Source organism: Cohnella suwonensis (assembly GCF_042655365.1).
GTDB lineage: Bacteria > Bacillota > Bacilli > Paenibacillales > Paenibacillaceae > Cohnella > Cohnella suwonensis.
Genome location: NZ_JBHSMH010000097.1, coordinates 167,854 through 188,828, shown reverse-complemented (window position 1 = coordinate 188,828; position 20,975 = coordinate 167,854). Strand labels below are relative to the sequence as shown.

21 protein-coding genes are annotated in these 20,975 nt (G+C 58.6%); 7 read left to right on the top strand and 14 right to left on the bottom strand.

Annotated features, from left to right (window positions below):
* Positions 1-4: 4 nt before the first annotated feature.
* From ACFPPD_RS22305 to ACFPPD_RS22290, 4 genes are all read right to left on the bottom strand, one after another.
* Positions 5-481 carry a DUF1904 family protein gene (locus ACFPPD_RS22305; RefSeq protein ID WP_209744700.1) on the bottom strand — a complete coding sequence of 159 codons (477 nt, stop codon included), beginning with the start codon at positions 479-481 and terminating at the stop codon, positions 5-7.
* A gap of 37 nt (positions 482-518) precedes the next feature.
* Positions 519-1,823, bottom strand: coding sequence for a D-arabinono-1,4-lactone oxidase (locus ACFPPD_RS22300; RefSeq protein ID WP_209744697.1), 1,305 nt, complete (start codon positions 1,821-1,823; stop codon positions 519-521).
* Positions 1,820-2,968, bottom strand: a complete 1,149-nt coding sequence (locus ACFPPD_RS22295) for an amino acid deaminase/aldolase (protein WP_209745024.1) — start codon at positions 2,966-2,968, stop codon at positions 1,820-1,822. The genes ACFPPD_RS22300 and ACFPPD_RS22295 overlap by 4 nt, the downstream gene beginning before the upstream one ends.
* A gap of 114 nt (positions 2,969-3,082) precedes the next feature.
* Complete coding sequence (locus tag ACFPPD_RS22290; RefSeq protein WP_209744695.1) at positions 3,083-4,483, bottom strand: aldehyde dehydrogenase; 1,401 nt, start codon at positions 4,481-4,483, stop codon at positions 3,083-3,085.
* Positions 4,484-4,745: 262 nt separating this feature from the next.
* Here ACFPPD_RS22290 and ACFPPD_RS22285 point away from each other — a divergent pair, with 262 nt between their 5' ends.
* Positions 4,746-4,943, top strand: a complete 198-nt coding sequence (locus ACFPPD_RS22285) for a hypothetical protein (RefSeq protein WP_209744691.1) — start codon at positions 4,746-4,748, stop codon at positions 4,941-4,943.
* A gap of 441 nt (positions 4,944-5,384) precedes the next feature.
* The gene (locus ACFPPD_RS22280; RefSeq protein WP_209744689.1) at positions 5,385-6,665 is read left to right on the top strand and encodes an MFS transporter; all 1,281 of its coding nucleotides are present in this window, start codon (positions 5,385-5,387) and stop codon (positions 6,663-6,665) included.
* Here ACFPPD_RS22280 and ACFPPD_RS22275 read toward each other — a convergent pair.
* From ACFPPD_RS22275 to ACFPPD_RS22260, 4 genes are all read right to left on the bottom strand, one after another.
* Entirely contained in the window at positions 6,653-7,468 is an 816-nt protein-coding gene (locus ACFPPD_RS22275; protein ID WP_209744686.1) for an ABC transporter permease, read from the bottom strand. The two genes, ACFPPD_RS22280 and ACFPPD_RS22275, sit on opposite strands and share 13 nt — an antisense overlap.
* The gene (locus ACFPPD_RS22270) at positions 7,465-8,271 is read right to left on the bottom strand and encodes an ABC transporter ATP-binding protein (protein ID WP_378083402.1); all 807 of its coding nucleotides are present in this window, start codon (positions 8,269-8,271) and stop codon (positions 7,465-7,467) included. Before ACFPPD_RS22270 ends, ACFPPD_RS22275 begins: the two co-directional genes overlap by 4 nt.
* 7 nt (positions 8,272-8,278) lie before the next feature.
* Positions 8,279-9,286 carry an ABC transporter substrate-binding protein gene (locus ACFPPD_RS22265; protein WP_209744683.1) on the bottom strand — a complete coding sequence of 336 codons (1,008 nt, stop codon included), beginning with the start codon at positions 9,284-9,286 and terminating at the stop codon, positions 8,279-8,281.
* 221 nt (positions 9,287-9,507) lie between these two features.
* Entirely contained in the window at positions 9,508-10,167 is a 660-nt protein-coding gene (locus ACFPPD_RS22260; protein ID WP_209744681.1) for a pentapeptide repeat-containing protein, read from the bottom strand.
* Between the two features lie 357 nt (positions 10,168-10,524).
* Here ACFPPD_RS22260 and ACFPPD_RS22255 point away from each other — a divergent pair, with 357 nt between their 5' ends.
* Positions 10,525-10,860, top strand: a complete 336-nt coding sequence (locus ACFPPD_RS22255; RefSeq protein WP_209744678.1) for a hypothetical protein — start codon at positions 10,525-10,527, stop codon at positions 10,858-10,860.
* Here the strand turns inward: ACFPPD_RS22255 and trhA are convergent.
* Both trhA and ACFPPD_RS22245 read right to left on the bottom strand, forming a co-directional pair.
* On the bottom strand, positions 10,851-11,486 hold the full coding sequence (gene trhA, locus ACFPPD_RS22250; protein WP_209744676.1) for a PAQR family membrane homeostasis protein TrhA: 636 nt from the start codon (positions 11,484-11,486) through the stop codon (positions 10,851-10,853). The two genes, ACFPPD_RS22255 and trhA, sit on opposite strands and share 10 nt — an antisense overlap.
* A gap of 12 nt (positions 11,487-11,498) precedes the next feature.
* Positions 11,499-12,329: a helix-turn-helix transcriptional regulator gene (locus tag ACFPPD_RS22245; protein WP_209744673.1), complete on the bottom strand. Its 831-nt coding sequence runs from the start codon at positions 12,327-12,329 to the stop codon at positions 11,499-11,501.
* A gap of 133 nt (positions 12,330-12,462) precedes the next feature.
* On the opposite strand from ACFPPD_RS22245, the gene ACFPPD_RS22240 reads away from it, so the two are divergent.
* Both ACFPPD_RS22240 and ACFPPD_RS22235 read left to right on the top strand, forming a co-directional pair.
* The gene (locus ACFPPD_RS22240) at positions 12,463-13,455 is read left to right on the top strand and encodes a Gfo/Idh/MocA family protein (RefSeq protein WP_378083398.1); all 993 of its coding nucleotides are present in this window, start codon (positions 12,463-12,465) and stop codon (positions 13,453-13,455) included.
* Entirely contained in the window at positions 13,452-14,393 is a 942-nt protein-coding gene (locus tag ACFPPD_RS22235; protein WP_378083395.1) for an aldo/keto reductase, read from the top strand. The genes ACFPPD_RS22240 and ACFPPD_RS22235 overlap by 4 nt, the downstream gene beginning before the upstream one ends.
* Before the next feature lie 13 nt (positions 14,394-14,406).
* Here the strand turns inward: ACFPPD_RS22235 and ACFPPD_RS22230 are convergent, their stop codons facing one another.
* Positions 14,407-15,993, bottom strand: coding sequence for a bifunctional metallophosphatase/5'-nucleotidase (locus ACFPPD_RS22230; protein ID WP_378083393.1), 1,587 nt, complete (start codon positions 15,991-15,993; stop codon positions 14,407-14,409).
* Between the two features lie 164 nt (positions 15,994-16,157).
* On the opposite strand from ACFPPD_RS22230, the gene ACFPPD_RS22225 reads away from it, so the two are divergent.
* Positions 16,158-17,180: a phosphate/phosphite/phosphonate ABC transporter substrate-binding protein gene (locus tag ACFPPD_RS22225; protein ID WP_378083390.1), complete on the top strand. Its 1,023-nt coding sequence runs from the start codon at positions 16,158-16,160 to the stop codon at positions 17,178-17,180.
* Between the two features lie 82 nt (positions 17,181-17,262).
* Here ACFPPD_RS22225 and phnE (ACFPPD_RS22220) read toward each other — a convergent pair whose 3' ends face one another.
* Genes phnE (ACFPPD_RS22220) through phnC form a run of 3 tightly spaced genes read right to left on the bottom strand, consistent with a single transcriptional unit; the run spans position 17,263 to position 19,701 of the window.
* Positions 17,263-18,108: a phosphonate ABC transporter, permease protein PhnE gene (gene phnE, locus ACFPPD_RS22220; protein ID WP_378083389.1), complete on the bottom strand. Its 846-nt coding sequence runs from the start codon at positions 18,106-18,108 to the stop codon at positions 17,263-17,265.
* Entirely contained in the window at positions 18,105-18,932 is an 828-nt protein-coding gene (gene phnE, locus ACFPPD_RS22215; protein WP_209744667.1) for a phosphonate ABC transporter, permease protein PhnE, read from the bottom strand. The genes phnE (ACFPPD_RS22220) and phnE (ACFPPD_RS22215) overlap by 4 nt, the downstream gene beginning before the upstream one ends.
* Positions 18,919-19,701: a phosphonate ABC transporter ATP-binding protein gene (gene phnC, locus ACFPPD_RS22210; RefSeq protein WP_209744664.1), complete on the bottom strand. Its 783-nt coding sequence runs from the start codon at positions 19,699-19,701 to the stop codon at positions 18,919-18,921. Before phnC ends, phnE (ACFPPD_RS22215) begins: the two co-directional genes overlap by 14 nt.
* Positions 19,702-19,966: 265 nt before the next feature.
* Between phnC and ACFPPD_RS22205 the strand changes: the two genes are divergently transcribed.
* Entirely contained in the window at positions 19,967-20,698 is a 732-nt protein-coding gene (locus tag ACFPPD_RS22205) for a hypothetical protein (RefSeq protein WP_209744661.1), read from the top strand.
* Positions 20,699-20,975: the final 277 nt, after the last annotated feature.

Here is a 20,975-nt window from a genome sequence, read left to right as displayed (position 1 = left end):
GAAGCTATTCTCTAAGCGCGTCGTAAAGCCTGCTGTTCATATTCTGTCCCGCGCTTGCGGCCAGTCCCTTGCGTGCTTTGGTCAAATCTTCCTTAAGCTTATCGTTCTCCGCGCGCAGGGCTTGAATCTCGCTCTCCAGTTCGACGGAAGGCGTCCGCAGCCGTTTGCCGTTCGCGTAGTACGCGTCCTCCTCGTACACCTTGAACGCGATCTCCGTCTCGGCGATGCCGATCGAGCGGATATGCCGATCGATGCATGCGGCGGCGGCATCCCTGACCGCGGCTCCGCGATCGAACCAATTCACCTCGACGAACGGATAAGAGGATACCGTCTCGCCGCCGAAGATAGCGGTCGTATGCAGCGCTTCTAGCAGGATATAGTCTTCCGGGCAGCTGCATATCTCCGCCAATTCGGCGACGAGCGACCGGCTGACGGAACGTATTCCTTCGTGAGGCAAGCCTCGAATAAGCAAATGGGGCATTTTCCATTAACTCCTTTATCGCTTGCGTTACCTGATTCTATTGTCCGAAAACTTTATCGAGATAAGGATTCTTAAAGATGCCGTCGGGGTCCATCCGACTTCTGAGTTCCAGGAAACGGTCCCACATCGGATAAGCCGCCCTCAGCCGTTCGGTCGTTAGATTGTGCAGTTTGCCCCAATGGGGCCTGCCGCCGTATTTCAAGAAGATGCGCTCCATGTCCGCGAAATACCGTTCGTGCGGCATGCCCCGGTACATATGGACGGCGATGTACGCCGAATCCCGGCCGTACGCGGGACTGAGCCAGATGTCGTCGCCTTTCGCGAAGCGGCATTCGATCGGAAAATGGACGCGGTACCGGTTGGCCGCCATCGTCTCGCGCATCTCCCGGATCACGTCGGCCATCGACTCGGCCGGTAAATTGTACTCCATTTCGTTAAAGCGAACAAGTCGCGTCGTCGCGTATATCCGATGGCTGTGCCCGACCCTTCCGCCCGTAGGAACGACGGCCGCGCACAGCCGGCTGACCGGAGCGCTCATGCCCGGAATCCACTTGCTCAGCTTGGACAGCGCGCCGAATGCGGCGTTCTCCAATAGCACGTCGCTGACGTAACTGCCGATGCCGCGGCTCGTTTCCGGTTCTTCGGTCTCGTCCATCGTTTTCAGTTGGCACGGATCGGCATACGGGAACCAGTAAAATTCGAAATTGCGATGGCTTCCCGCAAGCTCGGGAAGACGCTTCAGGCACTCCTTGAGCGGGACTCTCGAACTCTCGTAGCGAAGCCGATAGGCCGGCCGGAGCCGAAGCTTCACCTGCACGATGATGCCAAGCGCCCCGAGCGAGATTTGCAAACCCTTGAATAGGTCGGGGTGCGACTGCTCGGTGACGTCCAGCACTTCGCCCGTCCCGGTAACGACGGTCGCGCCGACGACCTGGGTCGAGATGTTGCCGAAGGCGATGCCCGTCCCGTGCGTGCCGGTGCTGATCGCGCCCGCGATCGACTGCACGTCGATGTCGCCGAGATTTTCCTGCGCGAGCCCGTCGGTGTGAAGCAGCTCTCCGAGCGCCTTCAGCTTCGTTCCCGCCCAGACGGTCGCCGTCAGCGCGTTCGGATTCGTCTCGAGAACGCCCTGCATCTTGTCCAGCGACAGCAAGACGTCTTCCGTCGCCGCGAGCGCCGTGAACGAATGGCCGGAGCCGACGACTCTCAGCGTCCGGCCTTCCCTCCTGCACATGTTGACCACCTCGACGACTTCCTCGATATGCACGGGATAGAGAACGGTTCTTGGTTTCGTTTTCTCGATGCCGGACCAGTTGCTCCAGTGACGTCCGTTCTTGATCATAAGAAGTTCTCCCCCATGCCCCTATAGGTCGCGTATTGTCCGACGACGACTCCTTCGGAGACGACGTGCAGGCACTCGAAACGCTCGCACAGTTCCCCGGCTTTGGCATGACGGAAAAAGACGGGATCCCCGATCCGCAAGCCGCGGTGCTCCGGCCGGTTCGCCAGAAGCGGCGTCTGCACCTCTCCCGCTCCTTCGAGCGGGAACAGCCGAAGATTCTCGGGTAAGTAAGGCAACGGAAGCTTCGTCGTTCCCGCCGCGCCCGAAGCGACGTAACCGCCGCCCATGCAAGTGACGATATCGGCGCGGGGCCGTCTGACGATCTCCGCGGCGAATCCCGCCGCGGGCATATAGCGGAACGACTTATAATGGTCGAATAGCACCGGACTGTAGAAGCCGGACCCGGCGGTGATCTCGGAAACGTCCTTCTCTTCCCGCGACGATGCGAGGCTGCCCGTTCCACCGGCGTTAACGAACCGAAGCTTCGCTCCGAGGGTTTCGATGCCGCGGACGACTTCCGCCCTTCGTCTTGCGACTTCGGAGACGGATCTTGTCTTCAGCAGCCGCACGATGCGGTTTTTCAATGCCGATCCCGGCACGTCGTCTCCGACGCCCGCGATCTGGGCTTCGTAGCCCATGATCCCGTCGAGCTGCAGCCACGGGGAGCCGACGATCGCCTCGACGACGGGCTTCGCTTGCTCCCACCCGCTAACAGGCGAACGCCATACGCCGAAACGCAGCCCCGGGTAAGACGCCGACATGTCCACGTCCAAGCATAGCGGGACGCGAAAACCACGCTCGCGGGCGATCCGTTCGATGCGGGCGACATGCTCCGCGCAATCGACCATCAAGACGATAAGTTTGCCCGCCGCGATTCTATCGACGAGAGCGCGAATCCCTTTCTCTTCCCACGTCGGATAGCCGAGAAGAAGATCATCGAAGCCCCGGTCGGCCAGAAACGCCGCTTCCGAAGCGGTATAACACATGATGCCCCGGTAAGGAGCGCCCGCGTCCAGAATGCGGCGAAGCACGTCCACGGAACGGATCGACTTGCTCGCGACGCGGATGTTCTTGCTTCCGGCGGCCGCCGCGATATCGGCGATGTTCCGATCCAGCATGTTCAAATCCAAATAAGCGAAAGGCATAGGAAGATGCGAGAACAGCTTCTTGTAGGCTTCGTAATCGGGTGTCAACGGTGCCAGAACGGATCGCCCTCTCGTCGTCGGAGTCTATGTCGAATCGGATTTCGTCGGATTTCGTTACCGCATAAGCAAACGAATGACCTTCGCTCCCAATTTGGAACCGGGGTAACGGAAAGGAAGATCGAATCGGCCGGATTGCTTCAGTACCGCCTTGCAGTGTGAAAACGTCTTGAAACCGTGCTCTCCGTGATAGTTGCCCGTACCGCTAGGGCCGATGCCGCCGAAAGGCAAGTAAGGGTTGCCCAGGTGGATGATCGCGTCGTTGATGCATCCCCCGCCGAACGGGATTCGGCCGATGATCTTTTCTTGGAACTTCTTGTCTCCCGAGAATACGTACAGCGCGAGCGGCTTCTCGTTCATCTCGACGGCCGCGAATACTTCGTCAATGTTCTTGTAAGGGATAATAGGAAGAATCGGCCCGAAGATTTCTTCCCGCATGACGGGACTTTCCGGAGCGACGTCCTCCAACAACGTCGGGGCGATTTTCAGCGCGGATTCGTCCGTGCGTCCTCCGTAGACGATCTTCCCGTCTTGAAGATAGGAGGCGACTCTATGAAAATGCCTCGCGTTCACGATGCGCCCATAGTCCGGATGAGCGATCGGATCCGCTCCGTAGAAGGACTCGACGACTTGGGCGATCGCTTCGGTCAGCTTCGTCTTGACGTTCTCGTGCACGAGCAAGTAATCCGGGGCGACGCACGTCTGGCCCGCGTTCACGAGCTTGCCGAACGCGATCCTCTTCGCCGCAAGCTCGACATTGGCGTCGTCGTGAACGATGCAGGGGCTCTTGCCGCCGAGCTCCAACGTTACCGGAATCAATCGCTTCGCGGCAGCTTCCATGACGATTCGGCCGACTGTCGCGTTGCCCGTATAGAAAATATGATCGAAAGGCAGCTGCAGCAGCGCTTGGCTCGTCTCGGCTCCTCCTTCCGCGAGGGCGACGGCCTCCGCGGAGAACGTCTCGCTCACGAGCTTCGCGAGCACCGCCGACGTGGCGGACGCCATCTCCGACGGTTTCAGCACGACGGTATTGCCGGCGGCGATCGCGGCGATGGCCGGAATGAGAACGAGCTGAATCGGGTAATTCCAAGGTCCTATAATCAATGTCGTCCCTAACGGCTCGTATTGGATCCGGCTGCCAGAGCCGACATGAGTCATCGGGGTGCGTACCCGCTTCGGCTTGGCCCAGCGCCGAACGCGGCTCGCCGCGAAGCGAATCTCCGCGAGCACTTGTCCGATCTCTAGCGCATAGCCCTCCGTCTCGGGTTTGTTCAAGTCGCTTCTCAGCGCCGCCAGAAGCTCGGGCTCGAGGCGGACGACGGCTTGCCGCAGCCTCTCGAGCTGCGTCCGACGGTACGCGACGTCTCTCGTCGCGCCGCTCCTGAAAAAGTCCCGTTGGCGTTGCACGATCTCGGATAACGAGTCGGCGCCTGCGGGCTGTGGGCTCGCGAAAGTCATTTTATCTTGCTCCTTCGACGGCTTCGGCGCCGTCATGTCGATTAGTACACGTTCAAAAAGTTCGGTTATCAGCACCGAGAAGGTTGAAAGAAGCCAGGGAATGAGGATCGGAGCGAAGGCAAACCGGCTTTTTGAACATCCTCTATTAGTTAAATTATCTAGGCAGATAGACCCCGGTGTAAAGACTTTTCTGACAACTCGCTCATTGCGCGCGCATACGTCGTAAGGTATGATCGAATCATCACTCGGAGGTGCATAAGAAATGGGAAAATCGAAGTCGAAGCAAGAGAGGCTCAAGCGGGAGCGCGAAGGCGCGAACAACCCCGAAATCGCCCGGTTAACGTGGCAGAGGAAGCCGCAAACGCAAGTCGTCATGAACAAGAAAGCGGAACAGCGCCGTACGTATTGCCGCCGGGGAGGCAGCAGCGAGGGCGCTATTTTTATGCCCGCGGGCGCGTGAAGGCACGAGTATCGCAATTCTCTGCGCGAATCCCCCCCGGCTCGCCCATACGCGCTCGAGTTAGTGCGTGAAGATAAGTAACTCCGAGCTGGAAGTGGCGTTGGTGCTCGAGTTAGTGAGCGAGGATAAGTAACTCCGAACTGAGAGTGGCGTTCGTGCTCGAGTTAGTGCGCGAGGATAAGTAACTCCGTGCTGGGAGTGGCATTCATGCTCGAGTTAATGCGCGAGGATAAGTAACTCCATACTGGAAGTGACCTTCGCGCTCGAGTTAGTGAGCGAAGATAAGTAACTCCGTGCTGGGAGTGGCGTTCGTGCTCGAGTTAGTGAGCGAGGCGAAGTAACTCGGGGACGCCAACGGCCAAAAATTTCCGCAATTTTCCGGCGGTTTATGGTAGGATTTCCGTGAATCCACATTCGTAGAAGAAGCCGGAGGCTTGTCCGATGAGCAACGTCCGTACGCCGCACACGCAATCGTTTATCGTAATCGCTTACGCCTTGCTGACCGCCGCGACCCAGTTGCTGTGGGTTACGTACACGCCGATCACGAACGATTCCGCGGCCTATTGGGGCGTTTCCGTCGACGCGGTCGGCTGGCTGTCCCAAGTGTTCCCGCTCGCTTACGTCGTTCTCGCTCTGCCTTTCGGCAAATGGGCGGATCGTTCCTTCAAAGGGGCTCTCGCCGCGGGAGCGATTCTCACCGGCATCGGCGCCGTCGTCCGCGTCTTCCCGGGCTACGGCTACTCGCTCGCCGGACAAATTCTTCTCTCCGTCGGCCAGCCGCTCGTTCTGAACGGCATTAACCAGCTCGCCTCGCGTTACGTCGCGCCCGAGCGCAGGCCTCTCGCCATCGCGATCGGCTCGGCGAGCATGTTCGTCGGCATTCTCGCCTCCACCGTCACGTCCCCCTTCTTGCTGGAATGGCAAGGTATGACGGCGTTGTTATGGACGCAAGCCATCGTCAGCCTCTTCGCCGTCGCGGCGTTCCTCGTCGCGCTCGCGCGGGCTCGCGCTGCTTGGGGAGAAGGTTCGGTGTCGACGACTACGACAATGACAACCGCATCCGCACCAAAACTCGCACCGGTATCGGCATCCGAACCGGCTTCGGGTCCCTCGCAGTCAACCCTTTCCGCTCCTACCGTTCGCGACGTATGGTCCAGTCGCTGGGTACGGCATTATAGCCTGCTGCTATTTCTCGGCTTCGGCCTCTTCATTACGCTGACGACGTGGCTGGAAGTGCTCTCCGAGCCTAGCGGCATCACCAGCTCCCAAGTCGGCATCGCCCTCGGCGCGATGACGCTGGCAGGCATCGTCGGCGCGGGCGTCCTGCCCGAGTGGGCAAGGCCCGGCGGACGGGCCAAAGCCGTGCTTTGCGCCTCGCTCGTCGTCAGCGCGATCATGCTGGTCGCTCTCTACGCGGGCTCGTCCTTCTGGCCGTTAACCGGACTGCTTTCGCTATCCGGCTGCCTGTTGCTCGCGAACTTGCCGATCATCCTCACGTCCGCCGAGACGAAAGCCGTTCCCGAAGCGGCCGGAACCGTCGTCGCCGTACTGCTGCTGTTCGGCAACTTAGGCGGCATCGTCCTGACGCTGTGCGTCCAGCTCATGCTGGACAGCAGGCTAGCCGCGATCGGCTTCCTGATCGTCGCCGTCGCGATCGCCGTTCCGGTAGCCCTCCGCTTCCCTTCGCTGTCCGGATCTCCGCCTCGGGATCACGCTTCGTGATGGTATTTTTTGCGCGCGAAGCGCGCCAATAGATTCGCGACGCCGTAAAGCACGACCGACAGCAAAGCCAGCATCGTCACGCTCACCATGACGAGATTCATCTGAAACACTTGGCCGCCGTAGATGATCAAATAACCCAAGCCTGCCTTCGACGACAGAAATTCCCCCATGACGACCCCGACGAGCGTTAGTCCCACGTTCACCTTCAGCGTGGCGATCAGGTGCGGCACGCTCGCCGGGAGCATGACCATCCTCAGCATTTGCCATTTCGTCGCCCCGAAAGACTGCATCAGCTTCAGCTTCGTCTTGCCGATTTCCTTGAACCCGTTCTCGACCATGATGATCGTCACGATAACCGAGATCGCGACCGCCATGCCGTACACGGAGTAACGATCCCCGAGCCAAATGTAAAAAATCGGGCCTAAAGCGACCTTGGGTAACGCGTTCAGCACGACGATATAAGGCTCCAGCGCCTTCGAAGCGAACGTCGACCACCAGAACAGCACCGCGACCGCCGTTCCTAGCCCCATGGAGAGGGCGATGCCGACGAGCGTTTCCGTTCCCGTAATTCTCGTATGATGGAACAGATCCCCATGGAATGCCAGCTCCCGAAAGGAAGTCCATAACATCGACGGCTTGCTCGCGAGCATCGGATCGATCCACTTCCAGTACGCCGCGAGCTCCCATAGCAGCAATAACGCCGCCAATATCGCGAGACGGGCGAGCCCGATCATGAAGCGCATGCGGCGCTGCGCCCGGAGATAACGGTCGTACAAGGGCGTTCTGGCGTTAATCTCCTTCATCGTTGATCGAGCTCCTTCCAGATGGCGTTGAAATAACCGTTGTAACGCCCGGCTTGCCTTCTGTCCCACGGGGAAAGATGCCCGCCCTCGTCGAACGCGATGTCGTGAACCGAACGGATCGTACTCGGCCGCTTCGACATGACCATGATCCGATCCGCCATGCTGATCGCCTCGGACAAATCGTGGGTGACGAGAACGGCCGTCGTTCCCTGATCCTTGATGATGCGGAACACTTCCTCCTGCAGCGTCAGCCGCGTCTGGTAATCCAGCGCGGAGAAAGGCTCGTCGAGCAGCAAAATTTCCGGTTCGGCGACGAGCGTCCGAATGAGCGCGACCCGCTGCTTCATGCCTCCGGACAACTGGGAGGGTAAATGTCCGGCGAATCCGCCGAGCCCGTACCTCTCCAGCAGCGCCTCCGCCTTGCTTCTTGCTTTCTTCCGGTCCATGCGGCGGATCTCCGCGCCGACCGTCAAATTGCCGAGCACGTCGCGCCATTCGAACAGGTGGTCGTGCTGCAGCATATATCCGACTTTGGAGGAGGTGCCGGACACCTCCTCGTCGTCGATGCGGACGCTCCCTTTCGTCGGCGAAAGCATGCCGGAGATCAGGGAGAGCAGCGTGCTTTTGCCGCATCCGCTCGGCCCTACGATGCTGATGAATTCTCCCCGGGCGATCTCGAGACGAACGTCCCGCAATGCCTCGGTTTCTTGCTGCAACGTGAAGTAACTAAGCCCGACGCCTTCCATGACGATATGCGCGGGCGCCCGCCGTTCGATTGCCTCGCCGCGTTCGACGCGCGCCATCGTTCGGTCAGTCCTTGCCGGATTCGGCGGCGAAGCGGTTATCCGCGACGTCGTCGAGATTGACCTTGTCTTCCGCCTTCAGCACGCCGTTCTCGACGAGCACGTTCTGCAGAACGTCGAACTGGGCTTGCGTTAATGTCGGCGCTTCGGACCAAACGCCCAGCTTCTTGTAATTATCGACCGCTTGAAGAATGATGTCGTCCGGCGTGCCGTCGAAGAACGGCTTGAGCGCCTTTAGAATGTCGTCGGACGAAGCCGTTTCAAGCCATTTCGCCCCTTTGGCTTCCGCGTTGGAGAACTTCTGAACGACTTTCGGGTTTTTCTTGATATAGTCCGAAGTCGCGACGTAGGAAGTCTCCGGGTACGAGCCGAACGCGTCGCCGAGGGCGGCGGCGTAGTAAGCTTTCCCTTCCTTGACGAGCGTTGAGGCGACCGGCTCGAACAGCTGGATGAAATCGCCCTGGCCGCTCGCGTATGCGCCCGCCATCGCCGGAGCCGCGATGTTCGTGACGACGGTCACGTCTTTCACGCCTTCCTTGAGCAGCGTGGAATTCAGCACCATTTGAGGCGAGCTGCCCGGCCTCCAGCCGATGACCGTCTTGCCTTGAAGATCGCTCCACTTGAAGCCGTCCATCTTCTCGCGAGACAGCAGGAACGAACCGTCCTTGAACGTCAGCTGATGGAACGCTTTGAGCGTCTTGTCGCCCTTCTGGTTGAAAATGTAGATCGTCGTCTCGGGTCCGACGAGCGAGATGTCGGCCGTTCCCGCGATGAGCGCGGCGGCGCCTTTGTCCGAGCCTTGGGACGTGCTCATGTCGACGTCGAGGCCTTGATCCGTAAAGAAGCCTTGCGACATCGCGACGTAGTGCGGGGCGTAGAAAATAGAACGGATGACCTCGGAAAATTTAACCTTCGTTACCTTGTCGGACTTGCCGTCTCCATTGCCGCAGGCGGCGGTCAGGACGACGAGAAGGGCGGCGAGCAGTAACAGAGCGGGTTTTCTGGCTTTGCGCATATGCGTTCTCTCCCTTTCCGTGTGTGTTGCGATACGATTGAACGTGTGGCGATTCGGCATGAGATGCCTGTATATGAACGGTTCGGCTCGAACCGGCGTGTTCTGCCCGGAAAACGCGAAAAAGCTTTGAATAGGTAATATCCTATTCAAAGCTTTGGGCGCTGGTTCTTACTAGCGCGCGTTCAAAAAGTCCGGTTTTCAGCACCGAGAAGGTTGAAACGCTACTCTTTCACGACGACGCCGAGAAGAGAGGCGAAACTTTCGATCTGATCCGACCGGACGACGCATCCGCGCAAGCCGTCCAACGTCACGCCGATCGAACGGAACTCGCAGCCGCTAAGGTCGACTCCCGCCAATCTCGCGCCGCCGAACTGCGTCTGGTCGAGCTCCGTGTCGACGAATTCCACGCCCGAGAAAGTCGCGTCGTAGAAGTCGGACTTCTCGAACTGGCTGCCGGAGATGCCGACGTATTTCAAGTCCGCGAAACGGAACATCGAATATTGACCGTGGCACTTGTCGAACTTCACGTTGCGCAGCGTCGCGTTCGACAAGTCGAAGCCGAGCAGCTTGCAATTGACGAAGACGACCCGGTGCAGCACCGCGTCGCGGAAAATGGCGTTGGATAGGTCGCAGCCGTCGAATACGACGTCGGTCAGCTCCACGCGCTCCAGCGTTACCCGGTCGAACGTGACGTGGTCGAACACGATGGCGTCGAACGCGACTTTGTCCGCTCTCTGATCCCGGATCGTCCTTTGTTCGACGCGGCCGTTCCCGAACGCGATCTTGTCTTCCCATTCGTCGTCTCCGACGTTCAGCGGGTCGAGGCGGGACGGCAGTCGCGGCGCTTCCGGTTCTATGTTTTTCGGTTTTTTCGTTGCCATGGTTAGGTGAAGCCTCCGATCAATTGGGTGCGGGGATGATGGGTTAGTTAATGCAGGGATGTGGACCGCCACCTGCAAATATGCAGGTTGTCGGGCGAGAAATCGACGTATCGTCGAATCAACCTGCATGGGCTACAGTTTGATTGGTCGAATTGAGACAAAATCGGCACGATTGGATCGTTTCAACTGCATATTTGCAGGTAGATTACGATAAGCTTAGCCAAGTTCTCCGACAAACTGCGGATTTGCAGGTTGTGGCTATAGCTGGATGCCCATTAGGGGTAATACCTCGCCTGTAGTCAGGCGAAACCCGCTTGCGAAGCGTCAGCTCATGGGAAGCGGCTTCGATGTCGGCCTATGCCCAGCGCGTCGCCGGTACGACCTTCCGCGTCGACGAAGACCAGCCGATCGAACGAGCTGCATCAGCGCTACGCCGCGCTTGCTGGCACTCCCGATTCCGGGTTGGCGGCAAGCTCGCCGGATTACGCGAACCGTGCGCTGAAGCTGTTCGAGAAGCGCCGGACTCCGGCCGCCCCCGCGACGCCGCGGGAAGTGCTCGTCGAGCAGTTAGCCCGCTCCGAGCTGCACTTGCTTTCGCTTATCCGGGAAGGCGCGTCGAACAGGCTGATCGCCGCCGCGCAGCGATTGCGTCTGTTCGACGATGACGATTCCGTACCGGCGACTCACACGTAAAGCAAGATCGCGAAGAAGTGCATGACCGAGCCGGCCACGACGAAGAGATGCCATACCGCGTGGTGATACGGGAATCCCCGCCAAACGTAAAAAACGGAGCCGACCGTGTAAAGCACGCCGCCGATGATGAGCAGTCTCAGTCCTTCCGGCGTCAGCAGCTCATGGAGCGGTTGCCATGCGAAGACGATCAGCCACCCCATCAGCACGTAGAACAGCGTCGATAGCACCAGGAACTTTTTCGTGAAGAACGCCTTGAACGCGACGCCCGCCGCCGCGAGCCCCCAGACGACGCCGAACAGCGTCCAGCCTAGGGGGCTTCTTAGCGTGACGAGCAATAGAGGCGTGTACGTGCCCGCGATGAACAAATAGATGCACGAATGATCGAACGTCTCGAACAGATCTTTGACTTTGCCTTCCGGAAAAGAATGCACGAGCGTCGACGCCGTATACAGTAGCAGCATCGTCACCCCGAAGATCGTGAAGCTGACGACGTGCCATGCCGTTCCGTTCCGGCTCGCGAAGACGATGAGCAGGACGAGCCCCGCGATGCTGAGCAGCGTGCCGATGCCGTGCGTGATCGCGTTCGCGATTTCTTCCCTTTTCGTGTAGACGTGCGTGTTCGCCATCGTTCGTTCCTCCTATACGTTGCGTCTGTATTCCCGCGGCGTTAATCCTTCTTGTTTCTTGAAGCGTTGAATGAAATAGCTGACGCTCGGATATCCGCAACCCGACGCGACGTCCGACAGCGGCATGTTCCTGTTCTCGATCAGCATCTGCTTCGCCTGTCGAATGCGGCACAACGAGACGAATTCCATCGGGGTCAGCTGCGTCAGCTTGCGGAACAGCTTGCAGAAGTAGAACGTGCTCACGTTCGCGCGGTCCGCCCACTCCTTCAACTCGAAAGGCTCGCAGGCCCTCTCTTGCAGTTCGGGCAGCAGGCACATAATCAAGTCCGCGCTGCTGTTGTCCTTCTTCGGGGCGAGCGGCGTCGCCTGCGTCACGTATTCGGCGATGATGGCGTAAGCGAGCGTGGACAAGGCGGCCGACAGCCATAGCTTGTTCTTCTCCGCCGCCTCGATCAACGCGTCGAATGACCGCTCGAGCTCCTCTTTCCTCTTCATTGTCCATAGACTCGTTTGGTAGAAACCTTTTTCAGCGAGGAATTCCCTGATCTTCGTTCCGTAGAAGTGCACGAAGTAGACTTCCCATGGCTCCTCTTGGCTAGAATAGTAGTGCTGCGCCTGCCGAGGGGCGAACAAGAACGAGTCTCCCGCCTTCAGCTCGTGCGTCTTCCCCTCGACGACCACGTAACCTTTGCCCTTGGCGACCAGGTGCAGATTAAAATGGGGGAACTCCCCCGTCCCCCTGAAACAGACGTGGTTCGGGTCGTCGCGAATGAGCCCGACCGATTCCGGAAAACAAGGGAATTGATTGTCGCCGATGCTCGGCAACGCGATATTCTTGAACATGCGACTCCCCCTCAAATGACAATATCATGATATTAGATTCAAAATATTTAGATATAACTTGGAAAGTGAATTTAGTATGATAACAATATCACATCGGCGTAGTTACACAAAGTCCGAAAATGAGGTGCTTTCATTGTCGAAACAATTGAACTGGGGCGTCATCGGCGCCGCAGGCATCAACGGCGCGGTCGTTCCCGCCATCCAAGCTTCTTCCACGGGACGCGTCGTCGCGATCGCGAGCCGTACGCAAGAGAAGGCCCAAGCGGCGGCCGATAAATTCGGCATTCCGACCGCTTACGGCAGTTACGAGCAATTGCTCGCGGATAAGAGCATCGACGCGGTATACATTCCGCTTCCGAACCACCTTCACCGGGAATGGGCGATCCGCGCCGCGGAAGCCGGCAAGCACGTCCTGTGCGAGAAGCCGCTTGCCCTGAACGCTCAAGAAGCGCAAGAGATGGCCGACGCGTGCGCGAAGGCGGGCGTTCAGCTCGCGGAAGCGTTCATGTACCGCCATCAGCCGCGCTGGGAACGGATCAAGAACGTCATCGCCTCCGGCGAGATCGGCGAGCTTCGCGTCTTGCGAGGGGCGTTCACGTTCAACGGTGCCGCGAACAAGGGCAACGTCCGGTTCAACGCCGATTGGGGCGGCGGTTCGCTGTTCGACGTCGGCTGTTACCCGGTCAGCGCCGCCAGGTTCCTGCTCGGCAGCGAGCCCGTCGCCGCGTCCGCGCACGCCCTCTTCTCTCCCGAGCACGACGGCGTCGATATGATGCTCTCGGGCATTCTGGAGTTTCCCGGCGACGTCGCGCTGACGTTCGACTGCGGCATGTGGGCCGACTTCCGCAATTTCTTCGAGATCGTCGGCACGAATGGTCGAATCGAAATTCCCGGAACGTTCCTGCCGAACGGGGAAGAAGCGGACTTCGTCGTCTATTCGGGCGGTCAGCGCAGGGTAGACAAAGAGCCCGCCGCGAATCAGTATTCGCTGCAGGCCGACCGGTTCGCCCGCTCGGTATGGGGCGAGGCTACGCCGCTCGTTCCGCCGACCGACGCGGTCCGGAATATGCGCGCGCTCGACGCGTTGATGCGCTCCGCGCGCGAGAAAGCGAGAGTGACGCTATGACGGCCGTAATCGGCATGCCTAAGATCCGCATCGACGACTCGATCGCTTGCACGAAGCTCATTCTCGGTTCGATGATGCTGAAGGAAGAGGACATGGAGCATTCCGCCGGCTTGATGGATGCGTACGTTGCCATCGGCGGCAATTGCATCGATACGGCGCACGTCTACGGAGAAAGCACCGCGCGGGCGGTCGGCTTATGGATGAAGGAACGCGGCAACCGCGGGGATATCGTCATCATCGGCAAAGGCTCCCATCCGTACGGGAGCCCCCGCATGACGCGCGAATTCATGGAGCAAGATTTGCTCGATACGTTCGAGAGGATGCAGACCGATTACGTCGATATTTTCATGCTTCATCGCGACGATCCGGACAAGACGGTCGGCTACATCATGGAATCGATGAACGCGATGCTGGCGGATGGTCATTGCCGCGCGCTCGGCGTGTCCAACTGGACGGTCGCGCGCATCGAGGAAGCGAACGCATACGCCGCGGCGAACGGATTGACCCTGCTCACGTGCAACAGCCCGAACCTCAGCTTGGCCAAGCCGAACGAGGCGCGCTGGGAAGGCTGCGTCTCCGTCTACGCCGACGACTTGGCTTGGCACGAACGCGCGCAGATGCCGTTGTTGAGCTGGTCATCGCAAGCTCAAGGCTTCTTCACCGGCAGATACGACCGCGACAACGGCGATCCGGAAATCCGCCGGGTCTATTACAGCGAAGCGAACTGGGAGCGATACCGCAAAGCGGAGCAGCTCGCGCGGGAAAAGGGCGTCTCGGCGAACGACATCGCCCTCGCCTACGTGCTGAACCAGTCGTTCCCCGTCTGCGCTCTCATCGGACCGAACAACGTGCAAGAGCTCCATTCGAGCGCGGCTGCGTTGAAAGTCGATCTCTCCGCCGAGGAAGCGGCTTGGCTCGACCGGGTCGACCTCGTTTAAGCCGGCTTGCCGGCTAACTGTACACGCGCCATTGGCCGTCCGCGCGGGCTTCGACGACTTGCGCCTTCGCGAGCCATTCCGCGATCGTCTCCGTCATGTCGACCGTCGATTCCCGGACGACCGGCTTACCGCGGAACATGCGGTAATCGCCGCCCCCGGACGCGCGGTAATGGTTCATGACGACGTCGAAGCTGGCGTTCAAGTCTAGCGGCCGGCAATCGCGTCGCACATAGGCGACGCGATTGCCGGCCGGACGCGAAACGTCGATGCCGTATTCGATGCCGGCCCACATATCGTAGTTATAATGTTGCGGCTTCGGGAACAAGTAGGCCGGAGACACCTGGATCGGCCCGCCGGGCGCGGCTTGCGCGAAGTAGGCCGCCGTCTTCTCCAGCGCCTCGAGGATATCCTTCCCGCTAAGCCGCAGCACCTTTAACGTGTTCGGATACGGATAATTCGCCGTCACCTCCCTCATCGTCACGCGCGGTCCGAATCCGGTCGCCGCGTTATCGAACAACGACGTGCACGAGATCGCCGTTCCCGTCGCCTCCATCTGGATTCGGTTGATCAGCGCCACGAGAGGATGCTCCGACAGCCTCGCGGCCGCATGGTCGGTCAGCATCATATCCCCCCTGATCTCGCATATAGGCGTATCCAACCAACGTTGCGTAAGGGCTTCGCTCGTCGAGAGCCTTCTTTCCAGCTCCTCGTCGGATTCCACGCCCTCGCTTTCCGCAAAATCGCTTCGCACGCTCGCGAGCCCCCATTCGCCCGCCCTATTTTCCAAATTCAGCTCGATTCTCGATAGTCCGCTCGCCTGATATCCCGGTTGTACCGTCCACGTCCGGCCCACCCTCGCCCCTTCGATCCTCCGATGCTGATGCCCCGTCACGAGCAGGTCGATCCCTTCGACTTCTTGGCACAATCGCCAGCCTTCGTTCTCCCCCGTCTGTTCCTCGATTTCTTCGCCCGTCCCGATATCCCGCTCGAAGCCCCCGTGATAGGATACGATGACGACATGCGCGCCTTCCCGCTCCTTCAGGATAGGAACCCAGCGCTTGGCCGCTTCCGTCGCCGGCTCGAATCGCAAGCGTTCGATGTTCCCCGGCTGCTCCCAATTCGGAATATACGCCGTCGTCAAGCCGAGCACCGCAACCCTCAAGCCTTCTTCCCCTTCGAGAATGCGATAGGGAACGCCGAAGTAAGGCTCTCCCGTCTTGGCGTCCAGCACGTTCGCCGACAGCCAGGGGTATTTCGATTGTTGCCAGGTCCGACGGACGAAAGATAATCCGTAATTGAACTCGTGGTTGCCGGGAACGAAGGCGTCGAGTCCGAGCGCGTTCATCGTCTCGACGATCGGATGGGGCGTCGTTTCGTCCAACCTCGCGAAATAGTAGGCGAACGGCGTCCCTTGCAACAGGTCCCCGTTATCGATGAAGAGCATGAGATCGCTCTTCTCCCGTGTCTCGCGAACGATCGTCGCAAGCTTCGACAGTCCCGACTCCGTCCGCGCGTTATCCGCGTAACGAACGGGCAGAACGTGGCCGTGAACGTCGCTCGTCGCCAGAACCGTCAACCGCATCGTTCGAATGTCGCTCATCCGCGTCACTTCCTTTTTCCGTTATCGTTCTCTATTGTAAACTCGAAATTTTACATATTATCTCTATTTTTAACACTTTGCGCCATTTGGCAAAATATTTTGATGGTAAATTAAGGCATGTACCGCCTACTAAGGGTCAATAGAAAGAGGAGGAGAAAGAAATCATGGTTACACGTTTGCCAGCTTTGCGTTTCCTGCTTGTCATCTCCATCGTCATGCTCGTCATCGCCGCTTGCGGCAACAAGAACGACAACAACGCCGCGGGCAACTCCGCGTCGCCGTCCGCGACGAGCACGGAGTCCGCTTCCGCCGAATCGCCTAGCCCGAGCCCGAGCGAAAGCCCAAGCGCCAGTCCGGAAGAAACCGGCTACGTGCCGACGGAGCTGACCGTTCAATTCGTGCCTTCGCAGAACGCGGAGACGCTCGAAGCGAAAGCGAAGCCGCTCGAGAAGCTTCTCTCCGACAAGCTCGGCATTCCGGTTAAAGTCAGCGTGTCCACCGATTACAATACGATTATCGAAGCGATGCAATCGAAGAAAGTCGACGTCGGCTTCCTGCCTCCGAACACGTACGTGCAAGCGAAAGCGATGGGCGCCGCCGAAGTCATCCTTCAAGCGCAGCGCTTCGGCGTCAACGAGAAGGACGGCACGCCGTCGGCCGATCTCGTCGACAGCTACAAATCGATGATCGTCGTCAAAGCCGATTCCGGCATCAAGACGCTCTCGGACCTGAAAGGCAAGAAAATCGCCTTCCAAAGCGTCACTTCTTCCGCCGGCTACGTCTATCCCGCCGTCGAAATGATGAAAGCGGGCATCGATCCGAACAAGGACGTGACGAGCATCGAAGTGAAAGGTCACGACAAAAGCATTCTTGCGGTACTGAACGGCGACGCCGACGCGGCCGCCGTCTTCCAGGACGCTCGCAACATCGTGAAGAAAGACGTGCCGGATATTTTCGAGAAAGTCGTGCCGATCTACTTCACGACGCCGATTCCGAACGATACGATTTCCGTCCGCTCCGACATGAGCAAAGAGTGGATCGCCAAAATCCAAGACGCGTTCATCAGCCTCGGACAGAACGAAGAGAGCCACAAAATCATTTTCGAAATCTACTCCCACGAAGGTTACGTCAAGAGCGATGACAGCCACTTCAATTCCGTTCGCGAATACGCGGAAGCATTGAAATAAGAACGATATCGTACCGTTGCGGCAAAAGAGCCCGGATGACCGGCCCCCTTGGGGACGCGAGCATCCGGGTTTTTCATGCTTATTAACGGCCTTGGACGAGCTTGCGCCGGATGATGCCGGATAGCCAGTCGATCGCCGTCACGAGCGCGATGATGCCGAGAAGAATGATGCCGACGCGGTTCCATGAGCGTCCTTCCATCGCGAAGATGAGCGGCGTACCGATGCCTCCCGCGCCGACCGCGCCGAGGATGGCCGCCGAACGGACGTTGATCTCGAGCCGAAACAAAGCGAAGCTGAGATACGCGGGAATCGCCTGAGGCACGATCGCGTGCCAGATCGTCTGCAGCCTGTTCGCGCCGCATGCCTTCAACGCTTCGGACGGTCCCATGTCCAGATCCTCTATCGCTTCCGCGTTCAGCTTGCCGAGCATCCCGATCGAGTTGATCCCTATCGTGAGAACTCCGGCGAAAGCGCCCGGTCCGACCGCCTTGATGAAGATGATCGCCATGATTAGATCCGGAAACGTGCGGATGAGGCTTAGCGTAAACGTCGAAGCCCCGGAAAACAATCTTGTCTTGACCAGGTTTCGGGAAGCCCATAGCGCGAACGGGACGGTCAGTACGACGGAGATCGCCGTACCTAGCAACGCGATGGCGAGCGTCTCCCCGAGTCCCCGCAGCAAATCTTCTCCCTCCGCCAAGTAGACGTAGTCCCAATCGGGATGGAACAACCCGCGGAATACCGCCTTCGTGATCTGCCATGCCGTCGGCTTAATGCCGTCGAACGGAAGTCCGTCGAACGCCCAGACGTAGACGGCGACGATCGCGGCGAGGATGAACCAGGTGCGCCATCTCGCGTAAAAGGGCTTCGGAGCGACCGGGTAGCCGGCCATCGATCGGCTTGCGTTTCCGTTAATCTTCGTCGTCATAAAAGCCTCCTCCTAACGGCTGAACTGACGCCGTCGATAGCCTGCACGATCGCGAGCGTGAACAGGATGATGACGATCGTCTGATCGTACCGGAACATGCCGAGCGTCCGGTTCAAGTAAATGCCGATGCCGCCCGCCCCGACGATGCCGAGAATGGCCGCCGCGCGGATATTGATCTCGAACATGTACAAGGCGAAGCCGACGAACTGCGGCGTCACTTGCGGAAGCACGCCGTACTGGATCCATTGCAGACGGCCCGCGCCGACGGCGGTCATCGCTTCGAGCGGACCGTCGTCGATCGTTTCGATCGCCTCGTAGGCCCATTTCGACAGGATGCCGAACGAGAAGAAGGCGAGCGCCAGCATGCCGGCGAGCGGGCCGTAGCCGAATACGGCGGCGAACAACGCGGCGAACAGCAAATCCGGAATCGTTCGCGACAAGTTCAAAATCAACCTGGCGGGCGCGCGGAGAAAGCTGCGACGGGTTACGTTGCCCGCGGCCAGAAACGAAACCGGCAGGGCGAAGATCGCCCCGAACGTCGTACCGAGTATCGCCATCTGCACCGTCTCGATCATCGGCTTGACGACGATCCGAATATAGTCCCAGTCGGGAGGGAACATTTTCGCGATGAACTTGCCGATCTCCGGGATGCCGTCCGCGAGCTCGCGGAACGAAGCTTCCGTCTCGCGCGCGCAATACCAGAGCATGGCGAGGAGCAAGGCCGCCGTCAACCAGCGTTTGGCGCCGGCGGACGGTTTCGGCGGAAGCGTACGGAGAGTCGTCCCGCGAGCATTGGCATCGACGTTGGGTTCAGCCGGCTTCATGCGACATCTCCCCCAGTCTCTCGTCGTTCGCCACCGGTCGGCCATAGATGGCCGCGAACGCTTCGTCCGTCGCTTGCGCCGGCGTGCCGTCGAACACGATCCGCCCGGCCCGTACGCCGATGATCCGCGTCGCGTATTCCCTCGCCAGATCGACGAAATGCAAGTTGACGACCGTCGTGATGCCCATCTCCCGGTTGATGCGGCGAAGATCGTCCATGACCTGACGCGTCGTCAACGGATCGAGCGAGGCGACGGGTTCGTCCGCGAGGATGATTTTCGCTTCCTGCGCGAGCGCGCGGGCGATCGACACGCGCTGCTGTTGGCCGCCGGACAGTTGATCGGCGCGTTGGTACGCCTTATCGAGCATATTCACCCGATCGAGAGCCTCGAACGCCAGCTCCATATCCCGCTTCGGGAACAATCCGAGCATCGTCCGAAGCGTCGAATGGTAGCCGACTCTCCCGGCGAGAACGTTGCGAAGCACCGTCGATCGCTTGACGAGGTTAAAGCTTTGGAAGATCATGCCGATGCCCCGCCGCATGACCCGAAGCTCGCGGCCTTTAGTCGAAGTGATCGACCGGCCGTCGATCGAGATGTCGCCGGACGTGATCTCGTGCAGGCGGTTAATCGAGCGGAGAAGCGTCGATTTGCCGGCTCCCGACAGGCCGACGATCACGACGAATTCGCCGGGGCGAATCGCGAGGTCGATCTCCTGTAAGCCGACCGTTCCGTTCGGATACACCTTGCTTACTTGCTTGAACTGGATCATGAATGGCCTACCTCCGTTAAGAACGCCGTCCGAATTTGTCGTACGATTGGCGCAAATGCGGCGTTCCATGCAGAAATTCGGCGCGTCCCGGCCCGTTCCTCCGGGATTTTCAAATTTAACATTTATTTTACAATTGTGCGCGAAAGTTAACTTTCAGCTGACGGAATCTGCCTTCGACTCGCGAATTGCTCGAACATTTCGGGGAGAACAACTTTTCATATTACAAAAAGTTTGATATCTTTATGGTAAATATCACTATTCACGCGTGAAGCACACGCCGCCTGCTCCGATTTACGGAGTTGGCGGCGTTTTATTTATTAAGGAGGCGATCGATCTGTTCGAAGAAGAATTCGAAGTATTATTAAAAAAGCAATTGTCGGAGGCACGCGGTCAAAGAAGGGAAATGTTAGATAGAGACCTCTCCGGAACGAAGAAAATGCTAGAGGTCATTTATTCGGTAATCGGATCGCTGAGAGACATAGTGTTGGAATACGAAATGGTGACGTTATCCGGCGTGAAGATTTACGGGGATGCGTTCATTCGGCCGTTAGGTTTGGTGCTCGAAGAGGAGAATTATATTACTCACGCGGAAACCATTACCAGGAAGAGATTCAGCTTCGAACGCGCTCGGATCCGTTCGGTCGCCGCGTTGGGTTACTCTTTCTTCCCTTACAGCAGGGACGAACTCGAACAACATCCGGAACAGTGCCGCCGAGAATTTCAAGAGATCGTTAATACTAAGGCGAATCAAGATAGCATGGAGTTTCTGACGTTGCCCGTATATGAAAGGGAGATATTGAGGTTCGCATTAATGCGTTCTGTCCCCTTTTATTTATCAGACTCTAGTTTATGGTTGAATCTAAAAAAAGAGACATCGAGGAAAGTACTACGGTCACTGGAGGAAAAGAAACTCATTGTCGCAATTGGCGGAGGACAAAACAGGTGTCATGGATTTCGTATCTCTGATAAAGCAATCATGTTATTCCATCGACGATAGTTCGAGTTAACAAATGAATTCCAACTGAGAGATTCCTTGAAGGAACACGAAATCTTCGAATATCTCCTGGGCGGGCGAGGCTCATTGCTGAAAGTTACTCGAAATTCTCGAACATCTCGCGTACGGCGAGGCACTTTGACGAGAGTTACTCGAAATTCTCGAACATTTCGCGTAAGGCAAGCCACTTTGGCGAGAGTTACCCGAATTCTTCGAACATCTCGCGTGCGGCGAGCTACTTTGGCGAGAGTTACTCGAATTCTTCGAACATCTCGCGTGC

Coding starts and splice junctions, on each gene's coding strand:
- ACFPPD_RS22290 (WP_209744695.1), bottom strand. CDS start 4,483: ATGACTTTCGCGAGCCCACAGCCCGCAGGCGCCGACTCGTTATCCGAG.
- ACFPPD_RS22255 (WP_209744678.1), top strand. CDS start 10,525: ATGCCCAGCGCGTCGCCGGTACGACCTTCCGCGTCGACGAAGACCAGC.
- ACFPPD_RS22230 (WP_378083393.1), bottom strand. CDS start 15,993: ATGAGCGACATTCGAACGATGCGGTTGACGGTTCTGGCGACGAGCGAC.
- ACFPPD_RS22265 (WP_209744683.1), bottom strand. CDS start 9,286: ATGCGCAAAGCCAGAAAACCCGCTCTGTTACTGCTCGCCGCCCTTCTC.
- ACFPPD_RS22280 (WP_209744689.1), top strand. CDS start 5,385: ATGAGCAACGTCCGTACGCCGCACACGCAATCGTTTATCGTAATCGCT.
- phnE (WP_209744667.1), bottom strand. CDS start 18,932: ATGAAGCCGGCTGAACCCAACGTCGATGCCAATGCTCGCGGGACGACT.
- trhA (WP_209744676.1), bottom strand. CDS start 11,486: ATGGCGAACACGCACGTCTACACGAAAAGGGAAGAAATCGCGAACGCG.
- phnC (WP_209744664.1), bottom strand. CDS start 19,701: ATGATCCAGTTCAAGCAAGTAAGCAAGGTGTATCCGAACGGAACGGTC.
- phnE (WP_378083389.1), bottom strand. CDS start 18,108: ATGACGACGAAGATTAACGGAAACGCAAGCCGATCGATGGCCGGCTAC.
- ACFPPD_RS22260 (WP_209744681.1), bottom strand. CDS start 10,167: ATGGCAACGAAAAAACCGAAAAACATAGAACCGGAAGCGCCGCGACTG.
- ACFPPD_RS22235 (WP_378083395.1), top strand. CDS start 13,452: ATGACGGCCGTAATCGGCATGCCTAAGATCCGCATCGACGACTCGATC.
- ACFPPD_RS22285 (WP_209744691.1), top strand. CDS start 4,746: ATGGGAAAATCGAAGTCGAAGCAAGAGAGGCTCAAGCGGGAGCGCGAA.
- ACFPPD_RS22225 (WP_378083390.1), top strand. CDS start 16,158: ATGGTTACACGTTTGCCAGCTTTGCGTTTCCTGCTTGTCATCTCCATC.
- ACFPPD_RS22275 (WP_209744686.1), bottom strand. CDS start 7,468: ATGAAGGAGATTAACGCCAGAACGCCCTTGTACGACCGTTATCTCCGG.
- ACFPPD_RS22295 (WP_209745024.1), bottom strand. CDS start 2,968: ATGCCTTTCGCTTATTTGGATTTGAACATGCTGGATCGGAACATCGCC.
- ACFPPD_RS22270 (WP_378083402.1), bottom strand. CDS start 8,271: ATGGCGCGCGTCGAACGCGGCGAGGCAATCGAACGGCGGGCGCCCGCG.
- ACFPPD_RS22305 (WP_209744700.1), bottom strand. CDS start 481: ATGCCCCATTTGCTTATTCGAGGCTTGCCTCACGAAGGAATACGTTCC.
- ACFPPD_RS22300 (WP_209744697.1), bottom strand. CDS start 1,823: ATGATCAAGAACGGACGTCACTGGAGCAACTGGTCCGGCATCGAGAAA.
- ACFPPD_RS22245 (WP_209744673.1), bottom strand. CDS start 12,329: ATGTTCAAGAATATCGCGTTGCCGAGCATCGGCGACAATCAATTCCCT.